This window comes from Microvirga sp. P4_G7, from assembly GCF_056401005.1.
In genome coordinates this window covers 1-17382 of sequence record NZ_JBFUKD010000022.1, presented here as the reverse complement: position 1 = coordinate 17382, position 17382 = coordinate 1, and the positions used below count along the sequence as shown (strand labels likewise).

Sequence of the window (17382 nt, the reverse complement as noted above, 5' to 3'; positions counted from 1 at the left end):
GTCGAACGGCGCCGCTCCACCCGATGTCGGTCTCGCCGGTCTACCTGCGCAACCGGCTGCTCTCTCAGATTCCGTCGCGCCTATTCGTGTGCGCGAACCCGAGGGCTGAAATGACGGGATATGGCGCATTCGTGTAGCGAATGACGCGCACAAGCCCATCCGTTCGGCCAGTGCCGCACCGTCAACCGCCTTTTATGATGTTTCCTTCCATCGATTTCACGGCCGCCTCACGGGAGGCTGGCATCGACAGAAGGTTTCACGCCATGTCCGCGCCGACCCGTTGGGGAGACCCATTCGCCTTCGAACCAGCCCACCTCAATGGCATGCGGAATGTGAGTATGGCCCCGCTGGAGGATGGCGGCTTCATGACTGTGTGGGTCGGCACGGGCACCAACACACTCTTCACGAAGATCTTCAACGCCGATGGCACTGCTAGGTCGGGAGCGATCAGCATCCCCGGGAGTCAATCTCCCAATGTCATGGGTCCGGACATCGCCGTCATGAAAGACGGCAGTTATGTTGTGACCTGGGGCGAAAACATCATGGATGGCGGGCTCAAGGCGGCTATTTTCGCGGCCAACGGCCAGCTGCGCAAAAGCGCGTTTAACGTTTCGGATATCGTATCGCCGTTCCAAGATGTGATCGTCGCAGTCCCTCTCGACGAAGGTGGCTTCATGGCCGTCTATTCAAGGAGCACGGGGGATGGCGACGGTTACTCGGTCATCGGACGTAGCTTCGATGCAGCAGGAAATCCAAAAACCGGCGAGTTCGTCGTCAACGGTACAACGGCCAGCAGCCAAAATTTCCCGAGCGCGGCCTCGCTGCGCGACGGTAACGTCGTCGCCGCCTACATCGACGCGGGCACGCCGGGCGGCTTGACCATACGAGCTCGAATCCTGAAGCCGGATGGAACGGTGGCGCATGCCGAAATTCTAGTCCCCACATCGGAAGGTCACAAATATGACCCTTCGGTAACCGCCCTCAGTGACGGGCGTTTCGTCGTCGTGTGGAATTCTCCCGAGTTTGGCGAGACTGGCGTCCGCGCCCAGATTCTTGCTGCCAATGGCGACAAGGTGGGAGGCGAATTGGTCGTGAATTCAACGACCGTCTTGCGCCAGATGAAGCCGGTCGTATCGGCGCTTGCGGACGGCGGCTTTGCGGTGGTTTTTGAAGATCAGAGTCAAAGCCCATCGCCGACTGAGCTGAATTACGACGTTCGTGTCGTCACCTTCAACGGCGCGGGCGAACGCCAAAGCAACGACGTGCTCGTTCATGACGTGAGCACAGGCCAACAGCTTCAGCCCACCATCATGACACTGGCCGACGGGCGGTTCGTCGTGGGCTGGACCGATGGAACGACGACCACCAACGGCAAGATCAGCGCACAGATCTTCGATGCACGCATTGCGGGTGTGACTCTGAACGGCACCGCCGGAAACGACCATTACGTCGGCACCGCCTTTATCGATCGGCTCGACGGCGGCGCCGGCAACGATCGGCTCGTCGGCGGAGACGGCAACGACGTCCTTTACGCAGGAGCAGGGCAAGACACGATCGATGGCGGTCGTGGTGCCGATTATGTCGACTACGCACGATCCGTCACGGGAGTCGGCGTCACGGTCGATCTCGTCGATCAATCGCAGAACAAGGGCGATGCCGCGGGCGACCACTATCTCGAGGTCGAAAACATCACGGGAACGCCCTGGGACGACGTCCTCTACGGCACGGACGACGTCAATGAGCTGAACGGGGGCGACGGCGCGGACATCCTCGTCGGCCGCGACGGCGGCGACACGCTCAACGGCGGCGAGGGTTTCGACTACGCATCCTATGAGGACGCGCCGGCCGGCGTTTTTGCAAGGTTGAATAAAGGAGAAGGCGGAAGCCTCGGACCGGATCTCAACGACAACGACGCACTTGGCGACGTCTGGATCTCGATCGAAGGGCTGATCGGATCAGCTTTCGAAGATCATCTCTGGGGCGGCATCAACGACAACATCTTGATCGGTGGAGGAGGCGACGACCAGCTCAGCGGCTTCGGCGGTTCCGATACCCTCGAAGGCGGCGTTGGCGCGGACCTCCTTTTGGGAGGCGAAGGGATCGACTACGCGAATTATGCCCACGCGCAAGCCGGCGTCACGGTGGATCTCAGAAACGTCATCCAGCTGCCCGGATTCGTCCACACGCCGTTTGCCGCCACGGACGAGGGCGCGGGAGATAAGTTCGAGTTCATCGAGGGTGTCATCGGCTCGGATTTTGGCGACGTCCTGATCGGCGACGACGCTGTCAATACGCTTCTCGGCGGCGCCGGCGATGATCGCCTCGACGGTGGTCTCGGCACCGATCAGCTCGTGGGTGGCATGGGCGATGACACGTACCTGTTCGACGGCGGTGATATTGTGGTCGAGCTGGCCGGCGGTGGTTTCGACACCATTCAGACGAGCTTGGACTACACCCTCGGCGACGCGTTCGAAGCTCTCGTCGCGACGGGTTCAGCGAACATGGCGCTTATCGGCAATGCGGCGGCAAACGCAATCACCGGAAATGCTGGGGCCAATCGTATCGATGGCGCGGGAGGCGCGGATACGCTCTCCGGTCAATCCGGCGATGACACCTATTGGGTTCAAGCCGATGACACGGTGATCGAGACGTCCGGCGGCGGCGTCGACACGGTGATCGCCCTCGCCTCTCATTCGCTTCGCACCGATGCGGAGGTGGAAACGCTGACGCTTGCCGCTCTTTCCTCAAGCGTCAGCTACACGCTCGTCGGATCGGATTCGGCCAACCGGATCAACGGCCATTCCGGCAAAAACACCCTGAAGGGCCTGGGTGGAAACGATCAATTGTGGGGCGGCCTGGGCATCGATACGCTCTATGGGAACGGGGGACGTGACACGTTCGTCTTCAACACCAAGCTCGGTCGCACGAATGTCGATTCGATCAAGGATTTCAGCGTCAAAGACGACACTATCTGGCTCGACAACAAGTACTTCACGAAACTGAGCGCGCGGGGCACCGAGGCCAAACCCGTCCAGCTCTCGAAGAGCGCATTCCACGTCGGGTCCGCCGCGCATGATGCGAGTGATCGGATCATATACGACAACAAGAAGGGCGCGCTGTACTACGATGCCGACGGCATCGGAGGGCGAGCCGCCGTGCAGATTGCAACGCTCTCGAAAAAGCTCAAGATGACCTACAAGGATTTCTTCGTGATCTGAGATTTCTACGTGATCTGAAAAGCCGCCAAAGCCGCGCGACGCGACAAGTCGGTCGCGCGGCCGTGATGCGCCAGATCAAGCGGCAAGTGCTTCAAGCGTGAAGCGTATCAAGCGGCAGGTGTCGGTTTGACGTTCTGGTTCATCCGGAACAAGTTCTGGGGATCGTAACGCCGCTTCACGTCGCAAAGCCGCCGGAAGTTTCCGCCATAGGCCTCTTCGACGCGGTCGCGCTCGTCGTCCGGCATGAAGTTGACATAGGCCGTGCCGACGGCGAACGGTTTCGCGGCATTGAAGATGCCACGCGCCCAATCGATACAGGCCCGATCCATCTCCGGCTCACGCCAACGTGCGTGCACGTTCATGACGAAATGCGAGTTTCGCTGCGGGAAAGCGGTTGCATCCGCTGCGACTCGGCCGGCCGCACCGCCCACATGCGCCACGAAGATCTCGCATTCGGGTCCCGGTATTGCGCGGATCGCATCGGTGAGAATGCCGATCGTCGCGTCGTTGAGGTCGATGAAGTCGAGGCTCTTCCAGTAATTGCGCGCGCCTGGCGTCAACAGCGGATCGAAGGCCTGTTGCCAGCCCGCGAATGGATTGGGACCGACAACATCGGCGATCGGCTTGCCGATGGCGCGCAGTTCCGCCGTCGCCTTTTCGCCGGCATCGGCGTCGCCGCAATAGCACATGGCGAGAACGATCACTTCCTTGCCGTGCCATTCGGCCGGAAGGAACGGCAACGGCGGCGCTTTCCGCATCACCGCCCAGCATGTGAGTTCGTCCGGCGCCTTCTCGAGCGCCTTGCGATATTGCGACAGAACCTCTCGCGCATCGGCGAACGGATGCACGACCAGCCCCGCGATGACCTGGGGGCCGAGCTCGTGAAGCGCGAATTCGAACGACGTGACGACGCCGAAATTCCCGCCGCCGCCGCGAAGCGCCCAGAACAGGTCCGGCTGCTCGCTAGCGCTCGCCCGCACCAGTTCCCCATTCGCTGTCACGACATCCGCGGACACCAGGCTGTCGATGGTCAGGCCCAGCTTGCGTGTGATCCAACCGAACCCGCCGCCGAGCGTGAGCCCGGCGATCCCCGTGGTGGAATTGATGCCGGTGGGCAGCGCCAGCCCGAACGCTTGGGTTTCCTTGTCGACATCGGCCAACGTCGCCCCCGGCCCGACCGTTGCACGCTTCGCTGCGGCATCGACGCGGACCGATTTCRTGGCTGAGAGGTCGATCATCAACCCGCCTTCGCAGACGGCATTGCCGGCAATGTTGTGTCCGCCACCGCGCACCGCGACGAGGAGGTTGTTGTCGCGCGCGAAGCGCACCGCGTTGACGACATCGGATGCATCGGCGCATCGCACGATTAAGGCGGGCTTTCGATCGATCATCCCGTTCCAGATGGCGCGCGCGTCGTCATAGGAAGCATGGCTGTCGTCAATGACATCGCCGCGCAACTGTTGAGCCAGGGCCGTGATCGCTGCGGCGCTGATGGCTGTCTGTCCGGATTGCAGATTGGTAAGGCTGAGGTCGTTCATGGCTCGTCCGCCCGATTGTTGGTGAACGTTCGCCCCCGCGTGCGACATATTGCGCCCACCGGCTTCGCGGCGCAAGCGGGCAGCGCAGTTTGCCTGGCTGCATTGTTGACTTCAACGGGGTGATCGCGCCTATTGGCGCGCAACGATGTTCCGAAAGTCACGCAAGTGGTCGACACGATCAATCTTCCGATCATTCTCTCTGCCGCCTTCGTTGCCGCAGCGAGTCCGGGCCCCGCGACTCTCGCCATTGCCGGCACATCTATGCAGCAAGGGCGCAAGTTCGGGCTGGCACTCGCGTCTGGAATTACGACCGGATCGTTGATCTGGTCCGTCGCCGCCTCCCTCGGTCTCGGCGCTCTCATGCTCGCGAATGTGTGGGCGTTCGAGGCGCTGAGGTATTTTGGAGCGGCCTATCTCCTGTTCCTCGCCTTCAAATCGGCGAAATCGGCTCTCGCGCCGAACGCAAAGACGCGCCAAGTTCAACCGGCGACATCTCTCAAGCGCGCTTATTCGAAGGGTCTTGCCCTTCACCTGACGAACCCGAAGGCGATCCTTTTCCTSGGCTCCCTCTACGCGGTAGGGGTTCCGGCAGGGACGCCCCCGTTGGGGCTGTTGACCGTCATTGCCGCCGTCGCCACGCAAAGCTTCATCATATTCCACGTCTACGCCTTGATGTTCTCCAATGCCAAGATTGCGAAGGGTTATGCGCGATTGCGGCGTTGGTTCGAGGGCGCTTTCGCACTCGCTTTCGGCGCGGCGGGATTGAAGATTTTGACGGCTCGGATGTAGCTGCCCGATTCGGCGCACGGCCCGCATGGCGAAAGCCAGCCCGGCCGCTCTCCACTCCCTGCCAACTTGCCGTTACTTGCGACGGTTGTACACGTCGAGAAAGACCGCGGCGAGGAGCACGAGACCCTTGATGACCTGCTGATAGTCGATGCCGATGCCGAGGATCGACATGCCATTGTTCATCACGCCCATCACGAAGGCGCCGATCACCGCGCCCATGACCTTGCCGACACCGCCCGAGGCCGACGCGCCGCCGATGAAACAGGCCGCGATCACATCCAGCTCGAACGACAACCCTGMCTTCGGCGTCGCGGTGTTCAACCGGGCGGCGAAGATCAACCCGGCCAAGGCGGCAAGGACGCCCATGTTCACAAACGTCAGGAAGGTCAGGCGTTCGGTCCTGATGCCGGAAAGCTTGGCCGCCTTTTCGTTGCCGCCAAGCGCATAGATCCGCCGACCGATCGTCGTGCGATTGGTCACGAAGGCATAGAGCGCGATGAGGATCCCCATGATCACGAGAACATTCGGCAACCCTTTGTACGTGGCGAGCAGGTAGCTGAGCGATACGATGATGGCGAATAGGATGGCATTCTTGACCACGAAGAGGCCAAACGGCGCCGTTTCGACCGCATGGGCTTGCTGTTGGGCGCGATTTCTCGCGCTAAAATAGATTAGAGCGCATGCCATCGCGACACCAATCAGCAACGATGTGATGCGCAGACTCTGTCCGTCGAAGAAATCCGGAATGAATCCCGAGCTGAGCTTCTGAAACTCGGGAGGAAATGGCCCAACTGATTGCCCGMCGAGAAGCGCCAGCGTCAGACCTTTGAACACCAGCATGCCGGCCAACGTGACGATGAAGGACGGTATTTTGAAGAAGGCGACGAAATAGCCCTGAGAGGCCCCGATCGCCGCGCCTGCGACGAGGCAGACGATGGTGGTCGGAATGAAATGGACGTGGAATTGGACCATCATCACGGCGGCCAGAGCGCCCACGAAGCCCACGACTGAGCCGACGGAGAGATCGATGTGTCCAGCGACGATAACCAGCAGCATGCCCAGCGCCATGATGACGATATAGCTGTTCTGCAAAATCAGGTTCGTCAGATTGAGCGGTTTGAGGAGGGTGCCGCCGGTCACGACCTGGAAAAACATCATGATGACGAGCAGCGACAGAAGCATGCCGTAGTCGCGGAAGTTTTCCTTCAAGAACCTGACATATGACGTTCGTCTGGCGTTGCGAACCTCGGCTGTAATTCCCGCATCCATTTCAACGTTTCCCCGCCTTCATGATCGCCCGCATGATCTTTTCCTGAGACGCTTCCGCCGCCGCAAACTCGGCAACGAACGCGCCCTCGTTCATCACGTAGATCCGGTCGCACATGCCCAGAAGCTCGGGCATTTCCGACGATATCAGCAGGACGCCTTTTCCGGCTGCCGCCAGATCGTTGACGATGGAGTAAATCTCGTATTTGGCCCCGACATCAATCCCCCTTGTCGGCTCATCGAGTATGAGAACCTCAGGATCGGCGAACAGCCATTTGCTCAGCACCACCTTCTGCTGATTGCCGCCGGAAAGGTTGATCGTTTCCTGGAAGACGTTTGGACATCTGATGTTCAGCTTCCTGCGATACTCATTGGCGACGGCGAGCTCTCGCATCTCGTCGATCACCCCTTGTCTCGACACACCCTTCAAGTGCGCAAGACTGACGTTCTTTCTGATGTCCTGGTCCAGGATGAGACCGTATGTCTTGCGGTCTTCCGTGACGTAGGTCATTCCGTTCGCGACAGCCTTTTCGACCGTACTGGTGTCGATCTCGGCTCCGCGCAAGCGGACCTTTCCCGAGATGTTGCGGCCATACGTTCTGCCGAAGAGGCTCATGGCGAACTCCGTGCGTCCGGCGCCCATCAATCCGGCGATGCCGACAATCTCCCCACGCCTGATGTGAAGGCTGGCGTTCTTGATCACCTGGATCCCGGCATGAAGCGGGTGATAGGCCGACCAGTTCTCGACCTCGAACAGCACCTCGCCGATATGCGCCTCGCGTTTTGGATATCGATCCGCCATCGCACGGCCGACCATTGCTCGGATGACGCGATCCTCGCTGATCTCATCCCTTCGGCAATCCATTGTTTCGACGGTACTGCCATCACGAAGCACCGTGATCGAATCGGCAACCTTGGCGATTTCATTCAGTTTGTGCGAGATCAGGATGGACGTGATGCCGCGCGCCTTGAATTGCAGTAAGAGCGCGAGAAGCGCGTCGCTGTCGCTCTCGTTCAGGCTTGCCGTCGGCTCGTCGAGTATCAGCAACCTGACTTCTTTCGACAGAGCCTTGGCGATCTCGACGAGCTGTTGCTTGCCGACACCAAGATTGGTGATGAGCGTTTCCGGTGTTTCCTTGAGACCGACCTTTTCGAGCAAATCCTTCGTGCGTGAGGAGGTCGCCGACCAATCGATGACGCCGTATTCCGCTTGTTCGTTGCCGAGAAAAATGTTCTCGGCGATCGACAGGAGCGGAACCAACGCGAGCTCCTGATGGATGATGATGATACCGATCTTCTCGCTTTCCGCGATGCGCCTGAAGCGCCGCTCCTCACCCGCAAAATGGATCTCGCCGGTGTACGATCCATGCGGATACACCCCGCTGAGCACCTTCATCAGCGTCGATTTGCCGGCACCATTCTCACCGACGACCGCGTGGATCTCTCCGGCCTGAACGGTGAGGTTGACGTCGTTGAGAGCATAGACACCAGGGAACGACTTCGTGATCCCCTTCATTTCGAGAATCGGCTTCATCGCAAGGCCTCGGATCGCTCACGCAATCGAACACGGATCGAGGGCCCCGCCGGTGTTTGGCGGGGCCGTATTTGTGAAAGCCTATTTGATCTGGTTCTCGGTGTAATAGCCGCTGCCGATCAGAACGTCCTTCCAATTGGATGCGTCGACGCTCACAGGCTTCAGCAGATAGGACGGCACCGTCTTGACGCCGTTCTCGTAGGTCTTGGTATCGTTGACTTCGACCGGCTTGCCGGAGAGCTGCGCGTCGACCATGCCTGCGACGACCTTGGCGAGCTGCCGTGTGTCCTTGAAGACCGTCGATGTTTGTTCCTTGGCGAGGATCGACTTGATCGAGGGGACTTCGGCATCCTGACCCGTGACGATCGGCATCGGCAGCTTGGGCGTCCCGTAGCCGACGCCCTTCAGCGACGACAGAATGCCGATGCTCAAACCATCGTACGGTGACAGCACGGCGTCGACGCGCTTGTCGGCATAGTAGGCGCTCAGGAGATTATCCATGCGTGCCTGTGCGACGGCTCCGTCCCAACGCAAGGTCGACACCTTGTCCATCCCCGTCTGGCCGCTGCCCACCACCAGTTTGCCGCTTCGAATGTAGGGGTCCAGAACCGACATGGCGCCGTTGTAGAAGAAGAAGGCGTTGTTGTCGTCCGGCGAGCCGCCGAAGAGCTCGATGTTGAACGGCCCCTTGCCCTCCTTGAGGCCGAGCGCCTTCTCGATATAGCTCGCCTGCAGAACGCCGACCTGGAAATTGTCGAACGTCGCGTAATAGTCGACGTTCTTCGAATTGCGGATCAGTCGATCATACGCGATGACCTTGATGCCCTYGTCGGCCGCCTGCTGAAGAGCCGCTGACAAGGTCGTTCCGTCGATAGCCGCGATGACGAGAACTTTGACGCCCTTGGTCATCATGTTCTCGACCTGGGCGAGCTGGTTCGGAATGTCGTCCTCCGCATATTGCAGATCGACCGTGTAGCCTTTTTCCTTCAGCGATTTGACCATGTTGTCGCCATCGGCGATCCAGCGCGCGGACGATTTGGTCGGCATCGATACGCCCACCAATCCCTTGTCCTGAGCGTACACCGCCTGGCTTAAGCCGAGGGCACCGAAGGCCAGCACGGCAAAAATTTTTCCTATTGTCTTCAAGGTCGTTTCTCCCTCTTCCGGCCGCGGCGGAATTTCGGACCGCCGGGCAATCTCTGGCGTTTATCGACGTTGATTAAGGTTACGAACGGCACATCTACCCGCGGAGACGACAAAGGACGTGCGCGGGGACTTGGGCTTTCTCCTGAGGAACTATCGGATCCTATTAGAGCATTCCGCGACCGCAAAGGCGTTCCATCGGCCGATCGCATAATACTATAATACTATTATTTGCGGATGATGTTAACCGTCGTTTCCCTGTGTTGACCACCAGGAGCACGGCAGAAACGGTCCCTCGCCGAGCTGCCTCGTTCGCGTGGGAACGCTAGGTCTTGGTGAAGGCCTGGATCTGGATCGTCGAGACGGGATTGCGGGTATTCTTGATCTGCACCCGCTCGGCGGCTTCCAGAATCAACTCGGACATCGCAGCGCTCGCAGCCGACGCATCCTGTGCGGCGATGGCATCGAAAACGGCCTGATGCTGTTTCATCACGATTGCGAACCGCTTGTTGCTGGAAACGGGCGAGCTGATGTTGAACGAGGTCGCGAGCGCGGCCGCGATGAGCGACCCGATCGATTGCAGAAACGGATTGCACGATGCTTCCAGAATCGCCTGATGGAAGGCGAGATCGGCCTTGGTGAAGCCGCTGCGGTTGGTCTGGCATTCGTACATCGCCATCAGGCCCTGCTTCATCCGGCTGAGCTGCCCGTCATTCCGCCTCAACGCGGCCGTTGCACAAGCAAGAGGCTCGAGAGTCTGTCTGATCTCGAACAGCCAGCCCAGAAATTGGGTATCGACCCCGAGTTCGAGATGCCACGCGATGATATCCGAATCGAACATGTTCCAATTGTTTCGACCGAGCACGCGTGTGCCGACCTTGGTCTTCGATTCGATGAGCCCCTTTGCGGCGAGCGTTTTCATGGCTTCGCGCAGAGCCGTTCGCGAGACGCCGAAGCGCTCCATCAGTTCCGCGTCGCCTGGAAGCGTGCTGCCGATGGCGAAGCGGCCTTCCATGATGCTTCGGCCTATGCCGTGCGCGACCAGATCGTGAGCCGATCGCGCCCTGGAGGCAATGTTGAAGTCAGCCAATGGGGCCATCATCCCGCTCTTCGATCTCAATGTGAACGTGCCGATACTGCCGTCAAGCCGCGTTGGAGCGCGATGAAGGCGAACAACAGCGCTCCTATAGCAATTTTCGTCCACCAGGAACTCAGCGTGCCGTCGAAAGTGATATAAGTCTGGATCAAGCCCTGGATGAGGACGCCGACGAGCGTCCCGAAGATCGTGCCGTAGCCGCCGGTCAAGAGCGTCCCGCCGATGACGACCGCCGCGATCGTATCGAGTTCGACGCCGGTGGCCGCAAGGGAATATCCTGCCGACGTGTAGAACGAGAACACGATGCCGGCCAAGGCCGCCAGAACGCTCGACAGCATGTAGATCTTGACGGTCGTCCGTCCGACCGGGATTCCCATCAGCCCCGCCGATGTGCGATCCCCGCCGAGYGCATAGACGTTGGCGCCGAACCGCGTGAAGTGCGCCAGAAGAATACCTGCCGCGACGGTGGCGAGCATCAGCACGGCGATGAAGCTCAACCGGCCTCCATCGGGCAGAGTGAATGCGATGTCCGAAATGAACCCGTAGGCCGGCGCGTTGATCGGTATGGAATCCGTCGTCAGGACGAAGCACATGCCGCGCGCGAGGAACATGCCGGCCAACGTGACGATGAATGCGGGAATCGCAAAGAAGTGGATGATCGCCCCCATCGCCGCGCCGAACAGCGCAGCGATTCCGAGAATGAGAACAAAGGCGAGATAGGGGTCGACGTCGTGATGCTCGATGGCGACCGCCAGGAACACGCCGGTAAAGGCGATGACGGACCCGACCGATAAGTCGATCCCCCCGGACAGGATGACGAAGGTCATCCCGACCGCAGCGATTCCGAGGAAGGCGTTGTCCGTCAAGAGATTGGCGATCACGAGCGTGGATGCGAAGCTCGGAAACTGCGCCAGACAYAGACCATAGCCGATCAGGAACACCGCGACCGTCACCAGAACCGGGAGATGTCGTCGGATCATGATCTGCGTCCCAAGATCGTGCGCAATCCGGCGATGGTCGGCGATTGCGCGAGGAGAACGGCGAGGACGACGAGTGCTTTGACGATGAGGTTGTATTCGGGCTTGTAGCCGCTCAGAAGGATGCCCGTGTTCATCGCTTGGATGATGAGAGCGCCGATGACGGAGAGGACGAGATTGAAGCGTCCGCCGAACAGCGATGTACCGCCGACGACGACGGCCAGGATCGCATCGAGTTCGAGCCAAAGCCCCGCGTTGTTGGCGTCAGCGCCGCGAATATCCGCGGTGACGATGAGACCGGCGATCGCTGCGCAAAGACCACACCACATATAGACGGCGATGATGACGGCCTTGGTGCCGATTCCGGCATAGGCGCTCGAGCGTACATTGGCTCCGATCGACTCGATGAACAATCCCAAAGCGGTGCGTCGCACGACGATGTGCGTGATCACCAGCATGACGATCGCGATGACGACCGGCATGGGGAGCATGAGAAACGATCCGCTGCCGATGGCGGCGAAACTCTCGTTGACGAAAGTGACGATCTGCCCCTCGGTGATCAACTGGGCGAAACCACGKCCGGCGACCATCAGGATGAGCGTTGCCACGAAAGGTTGGATCTCGAGTACGGCGACGAGAAAGCCGTTCCAAAGACCGCACAGCAATCCGATGCCGCATGCGACCACCAGCGCCACCGGCAAGGGATATCCCTGTGCGGTGAGCGTCGCCGCCGCCGCCCCTGCGATCGCCATGACGGCTCCGACCGAAAGATCGATGCCGCGCGTCGCGATGACGAGCGTCATGCCCATGGCGAGCAACGCCACGGGTGCACCGCGATTCAAGACATCGATGAGACTGCCGAAGAGACGCCCGTCCTGCAGACGAATGACGAAAAAATCCCGAAACACGAGCCAGTTCGCTACGAGGACGATGAGCAGCGCCGCGAGCTGGGGAAGCCCCTTCTGCGATGCAGCCTGCAGGCGGACTTGAAGCCTGTTGCTCATGAATGGCCCGCAATCGTTGCCATGATGGCATCGGCGCTGATGTCGTCGCCCGTCAACTCCTTCACATGTCGGCGGTCGCGCAGCACGACGACGCGATCGCTGTAGGCTGCGATCTCTTCGAGCTCGGATGAGATCACAAGGAGCGCGAGACCCTCTTCGCACAACCGCTCGATCAGACGGATGATCTCCGCATGCGCGCCCACATCGATGCCGCGCGTCGGCTCGTCGAGGATGAGAAAGCGCGGCTCGGTCGCGAGCCAGCGCGCGAGAAGCGCCTTCTGTTGATTGCCTCCAGACAGGAATCCGATCGGCTTTTCCGCATCCGGCGTCCTGATATCGAGGAGCTTGATGAAGCGCTCCGCGATTTCGTCCTGCCGTTTCCGCGGCAGCGGCTGCAACCAGCCGCGCCGCGCCTGGAGGGCCAGGATGATGTTCTCACGAACGGAGAGTTCGGCCACGATCCCCTCGCTCTTGCGATCCTCGGGACAAAAACCGAAACCGAGATGAGCGGCATGGCGCGGCGAGCCGATGCGAACCGGTCGACCGGCGACGAAAGCCTGGCCGCTGTCGGCGCGTTCGATGCCGAAAACCAACTTTGCCGTCTCGGACCGTCCGGAGCCGAGCAACCCCGCCAGTCCCACGGCTTCTCCCGAGCGGACAGACAGATCGAACGGCGCGATGAGTCGATGCTTGCCGTAGTTGGAGAAGCTGACGACAGCCTTTCCGTCGACGGCGGGTCGCGTCTTGCGATGCAAGGCTTCCGCGGCGAGCTCGCGTCCCAGCATCATCGACACGAGTTCGAGCCGCGGCAATTGCGCCGTGTCGCGCGAGCCTACGAGGCGTCCGTTGCGCAGCACCGTGATACGGTCGCAGATCGCATAGACCTGGTCGAGGAAATGCGTGACGAAAAGGATTCCGATACCTTCGCCCTTCAGAGCGCGCAGAATCTCAAACAGCTTCTGTACCTCCCCAGCATCGAGGCTCGCCGTCGGCTCATCGAGAATGAGGATCTTGGCGGAGAGATCGACCGCTCGGGCAATGGCGATGATCTGCTGGATGGCGACGGAGAAGTTGCCGAGAAGGTCGGTGACGTCGATGTCGAGTCCATAGCGCGCCAGAATGTCCCGCGCCCTGCGATTCATTTCGCCTGATCGGACGATGCCGAAGCGATGAGGCTGGCGTCCGATGAACAAGTTGGCCGCCACCGTGAGGTTCGGCAGGAGATTGACCTCCTGGTAGACCGTGCCGATACCCAACGACAACGCGTCGGCGGGATCGCGCGGCGTGATCTCCCGTCCGTCGAGGCGCATTGTTCCGCCATCCCGCTTGAAGACGCCGGTCAGCACCTTGATCAGCGTCGATTTACCCGCCCCATTTTCGCCGAGAAGGGCATGGATTTCACCGGCGCCCAGCACAAAATCGACGCGATCGAGCGCCTGAACTCCCGGAAACCCCTTCGTCAGTGCTTTCAGCTCCAGAAGGGGTCTTTCTTCCCTGAATGCTTCCGTGAGTTCTACCATGTCACTCCTGGACACTTCTGCCGACCGGGAAGTCCGCGAAGGGAGGCGCTCGTGCAATGACGGAGGCAGCAGACCGAAACGGAACGCTGCCCCCAGCGGGATCTCAATAGAGGTCCTTGCGACGCGCGTACTCGGCCTGCGCCGTGTCCGGCGTGAAGAGTTTGGAATCCGTCTGGATCCATTTCTTCGGTTGCTTTCCGTCCTTCTTGAACGCGACCAGGGCGTCGAACCCGGGCCCGGCCATGTTCGGCGTCAACTCGACGGTTGCGTTCGCCTCGCCGTCGGCCATCGCCTTGAAGATATCGGGAACGCCGTCGATGGAGACGATCTTGATGTCCTTGCCCGGCTTGAGGCCGGCTTCCTTGATCGCCTGAATGGCGCCGATCGCCATATCGTCATTGTGGGCATAGACGGCGCAGATATTCTTGCCGCCGCCTTCGGCCTTGATGAAGCTTTCCATGACTTCCTTGCCCTTGGTGCGGGTGAAGTCACCGGATTGGGTGCGCACGATCTTCATGCCCGGATTGGCGGCGACAGCCTGATCGAAACCCTTTTTACGATTGATTGCCGGACTTGATCCGACCGTTCCCTGCAGCTCGACGATGTTGCACTTGCCGCCGGTCTCCTTGGCGAGCCAGTCGCCGGCCATCTTTCCTTCATGGACGGTGTCGGACGTCACCGCCGTGAGATAGAGCGTGTCGTCCTTGGTATCGATGGCGCGATCGAGGAGAACCACCGGGATCTTGGCCGTCTTCGCCTCCTTCAGCACCGCATCCCACCCGGTGGCCACGACGGGAGCGACGAAGATCGCATCGACTCCCTGAGCGATGAACGACCGCACGGCGCGGATCTGGTTTTCCTGCTTCTGCTGCGCATCGGAAATGCGCAGATCGATGCCACGCTTTTCGGCTTCGCTCTTGGAGACCTTGGTCTCGGCGGCACGCCAGCCCGATTCGGAGCCGACCTGCGAGAAGCCGACCGTCATTTTCTTTTGCGCAAAGGCCGAGCTGGACGCCATCGTCAGCGCGGCAATGCCAAGGGTCGTCATTAGGTGACGTACTCTCATGCGTTTTCTCCCGTTCGTTGTCCCCATTCGACTTTCGCAGCCTTAACAGCCGTCTTATTTATAATATTATATGCAATGGATAGCACATCCATTAAACCAAAGTCGTGGGTTTCGATGTCCCACGGCACAAAAGCTTGATCGGGTAGAGGACGATGGCGGACAGCAAGAAACATAGCCTTCGCAGCCAAGCTTGGTTCGGACGCCAGGACAAGATGGGCTTCTATTATCGGTCGTTCTTGAAAAACAGCGGGTTTCCGCAGGACCAGTTCGAAGGTAGGCCGGTCATCGGCATCTGCAATACGTGGTCGGAGCTCACCCCCTGCAATTCGCATTTTCGCACGCTCGCCGAGCACGTGCGTTACGGCGTGCTCGATGCCGGCGGATTTCCCCTCGAGTTTCCGGTCTCCTCCCTCGGCGAAGTGACCATGCGCCCGACGGCGATGCTGTTTCGCAACCTCGCTGCGATGGATGTGGAGGAAGCGATCCGGGCGCATCCGCTCGATGGCGTCGTCCTGCTCATGGGATGCGATAAGACGACGCCCGCCTTGATGATGGGCGCGGCCTCGGCCGATCTCCCGACCATCGGCGTCTCGGGTGGACCGCAGTTGCGGGGGGTCTATCGCGGCAAGTCCATCGGCTCGGGCACGAACATCATTTCGATGAGCGAGCAATTGCGCGCGGGCGAAATTACGCTTCAGGAATTCCACGAGGCCGAGAGCGGCATGAATCGGTCGCACGGCTCGTGTATGACGATGGGAACCGCCTCGTCCATGGCCTCGATGGTGGAAGCCCTCGGCGCGAGCCTTCCCGAGAACGCCGCGATCCCCGCGACAGACGCGAGGCGCAACCACCTGGCGCGGATGTCGGGGCGGCGCATCGTCGAAATGGTCGGCGAGGATCTGACGCTGTCGAGGATCCTGACGCGACAGGCTTTCGAGAACGCAATCCGGACCCTCGCAGCGATCGGCGGGTCGACGAACGCGGTGGTTCATCTCCTCGCGATTGCCGGCCGGATCGGGGTCGATCTCACCCTCGATGATTTCGACCGCCTCGGACGGGACATCCATTGCCTTGTCGACCTGATGCCCTCCGGCCGATTCCTGATGGAGGATTTCTATTATGCCGGCGGCCTTCCCGTCGTCCTCAAGGCGCTGGGCGAAAAGGGCCTGCTCCACAAGGACGCTTTGACCGTCAACGGCCGCCCGATCTGGCAGAACGTCAAGGATGCGGATTGCTGGAACCGCGATGTGATCACCAGCTTCGAAGAACCCTTCAAGTCGGAGGCGGGTATCGCGATCCTGCGTGGAAACCTCGCTCCCAACGGCGCCGTCATCAAACCATCGGCGGCCTCCCCGGAGCTGATGAAGCACACGGGCCGCRCCGTCGTCTTCGAGACCATCGAAGACCTGCACGAACGCATCGACGACGATGCTCTCGACATCGACGAGACCTGCATCATGGTGCTCAAGCATTGTGGGCCGAAAGGCTATCCGGGTATGGCCGAAGTCGGAAACATGCCGCTCCCGCAAAAGCTTTTGAAGAAAGGCGTGCGCGACATGGTGCGCATTTCGGATGCGCGCATGTCGGGCACCGCGTATGGGACGGTCGTTCTGCATGTGGCGCCGGAAGCGGCGGCCGGCGGTCCGCTCGCGATCGTTGCGAACGGCGACTTGATCACGCTCGATGTCACCGCACGCGTTCTGCATCTCCATGTCGACGAAGCCGAATTGCAACGCCGCCTGTCCGCGTGGCGTGCGCCGGCGCCTCACGCGAAACGCGGCTACGCCAAGCTCTACGTCGACCACGTGCTACAGGCCGACAGAGGCGCGGATTTCGACTTCCTCGTCGGAAAAACAAAATCCCTTGTCCCCCGAGACAACCACTGACGCGTGATCTCACGCGCTGAATCGGAACGGCGGCGTCGCCGACGCCCACCACATGAAGGAACTGCAATGACCAATGCGCCTGTTTCCGCGAGACCTTATCGCGGCGTTTTCCCGGTCGTTCCCACGATCTTCGATGCGCACGGCCGGCTCGATCTCGATGGCCAGCGCCGCGCCGTCGATTTCATGATCGATGCGGGATCGCACGGCCTCTGCATCCTCGCCAATTTTTCCGAGCAGTTCGTGCTGACGGACGCCGAACGCGACATCCTGATGCGCGCGATCCTCGATCATGTCGCCGGGCGCGTTCCGGTGATCGTCACGACGACGCATTTCGCGTCGCATATC

The 17382-nt window shown here is 60.5% G+C and carries 13 protein-coding genes; 4 read left to right on the top strand and 9 right to left on the bottom strand.

The window, feature by feature from the left end; translation table 11 throughout:
- The first annotated feature begins 263 nt into the window (after positions 1-263).
- Positions 264-3218: a calcium-binding protein gene (locus AC1DT3_RS02935; protein WP_477463743.1), complete on the top strand. Its 2955-nt coding sequence runs from the start codon at positions 264-266 to the stop codon at positions 3216-3218.
- A 107-nt stretch (positions 3219-3325) separates the two neighbouring features.
- On the opposite strand, the gene AC1DT3_RS02930 is transcribed toward AC1DT3_RS02935, so the two are convergent.
- Positions 3326-4756, bottom strand: coding sequence for an FAD-binding oxidoreductase (locus AC1DT3_RS02930; RefSeq protein WP_477463742.1), 1431 nt, complete (start codon positions 4754-4756; stop codon positions 3326-3328).
- Between the two features lie 132 nt (positions 4757-4888).
- Between AC1DT3_RS02930 and AC1DT3_RS02925 the strand changes: the two genes are divergently transcribed.
- Positions 4889-5545: a LysE family translocator gene (locus AC1DT3_RS02925; protein WP_477463741.1), complete on the top strand. Its 657-nt coding sequence runs from the start codon at positions 4889-4891 to the stop codon at positions 5543-5545.
- A 72-nt stretch (positions 5546-5617) separates the two neighbouring features.
- On the opposite strand, the gene mmsB is transcribed toward AC1DT3_RS02925, so the two are convergent.
- The 8 genes from mmsB to ytfQ all read right to left on the bottom strand — a co-directional run bounded on the left by mmsB (position 5618) and on the right by ytfQ (position 15151).
- Positions 5618-6814 (bottom strand): multiple monosaccharide ABC transporter permease, encoded by a 1197-nt coding sequence (mmsB, locus tag AC1DT3_RS02920; protein ID WP_477463740.1) that lies wholly within the window; start codon positions 6812-6814, stop codon positions 5618-5620.
- A 1-nt stretch (position 6815) separates the two neighbouring features.
- A complete protein-coding gene (mmsA, locus tag AC1DT3_RS02915; protein ID WP_477463739.1) occupies positions 6816-8345 on the bottom strand; it encodes a multiple monosaccharide ABC transporter ATP-binding protein in 1530 nt (509 codons plus the stop codon).
- Between the two features lie 81 nt (positions 8346-8426).
- Positions 8427-9482, bottom strand: a complete 1056-nt coding sequence (gene chvE / locus AC1DT3_RS02910; RefSeq protein WP_477463744.1) for a multiple monosaccharide ABC transporter substrate-binding protein — start codon at positions 9480-9482, stop codon at positions 8427-8429.
- Between the two features lie 331 nt (positions 9483-9813).
- Positions 9814-10590, bottom strand: a complete 777-nt coding sequence (locus AC1DT3_RS02905) for a FadR/GntR family transcriptional regulator (protein WP_477463738.1) — start codon at positions 10588-10590, stop codon at positions 9814-9816.
- Positions 10591-10604: 14 nt separating this feature from the next.
- Positions 10605-11564 carry a galactofuranose ABC transporter, permease protein YjfF gene (yjfF, locus tag AC1DT3_RS02900; RefSeq protein ID WP_477463737.1) on the bottom strand — a complete coding sequence of 320 codons (960 nt, stop codon included), beginning with the start codon at positions 11562-11564 and terminating at the stop codon, positions 10605-10607.
- Entirely contained in the window at positions 11561-12565 is a 1005-nt protein-coding gene (ytfT, locus tag AC1DT3_RS02895) for a galactofuranose ABC transporter, ATP-binding protein YtfT (protein ID WP_477463736.1), read from the bottom strand. Before ytfT ends, yjfF begins: the two co-directional genes overlap by 4 nt.
- Entirely contained in the window at positions 12562-14085 is a 1524-nt protein-coding gene (gene ytfR / locus AC1DT3_RS02890; protein WP_477463735.1) for a galactofuranose ABC transporter, ATP-binding protein YtfR, read from the bottom strand. The genes ytfT and ytfR overlap by 4 nt, the downstream gene beginning before the upstream one ends.
- Positions 14086-14188: 103 nt before the next feature.
- Positions 14189-15151, bottom strand: a complete 963-nt coding sequence (gene ytfQ / locus AC1DT3_RS02885) for a galactofuranose ABC transporter, galactofuranose-binding protein YtfQ (protein WP_477463734.1) — start codon at positions 15149-15151, stop codon at positions 14189-14191.
- Between the two features lie 152 nt (positions 15152-15303).
- On the opposite strand from ytfQ, the gene AC1DT3_RS02880 reads away from it, so the two are divergent.
- Together AC1DT3_RS02880 and AC1DT3_RS02875 are read left to right on the top strand one after the other, a co-directional pair.
- Complete coding sequence (locus tag AC1DT3_RS02880) at positions 15304-17037, top strand: IlvD/Edd family dehydratase (protein WP_477463732.1); 1734 nt, start codon at positions 15304-15306, stop codon at positions 17035-17037.
- Positions 17038-17103: 66 nt separating this feature from the next.
- Positions 17104-17382: dihydrodipicolinate synthase family protein (locus AC1DT3_RS02875; RefSeq protein ID WP_477463731.1), on the top strand; the 279-nt coding region annotated here is incomplete at its 3' end.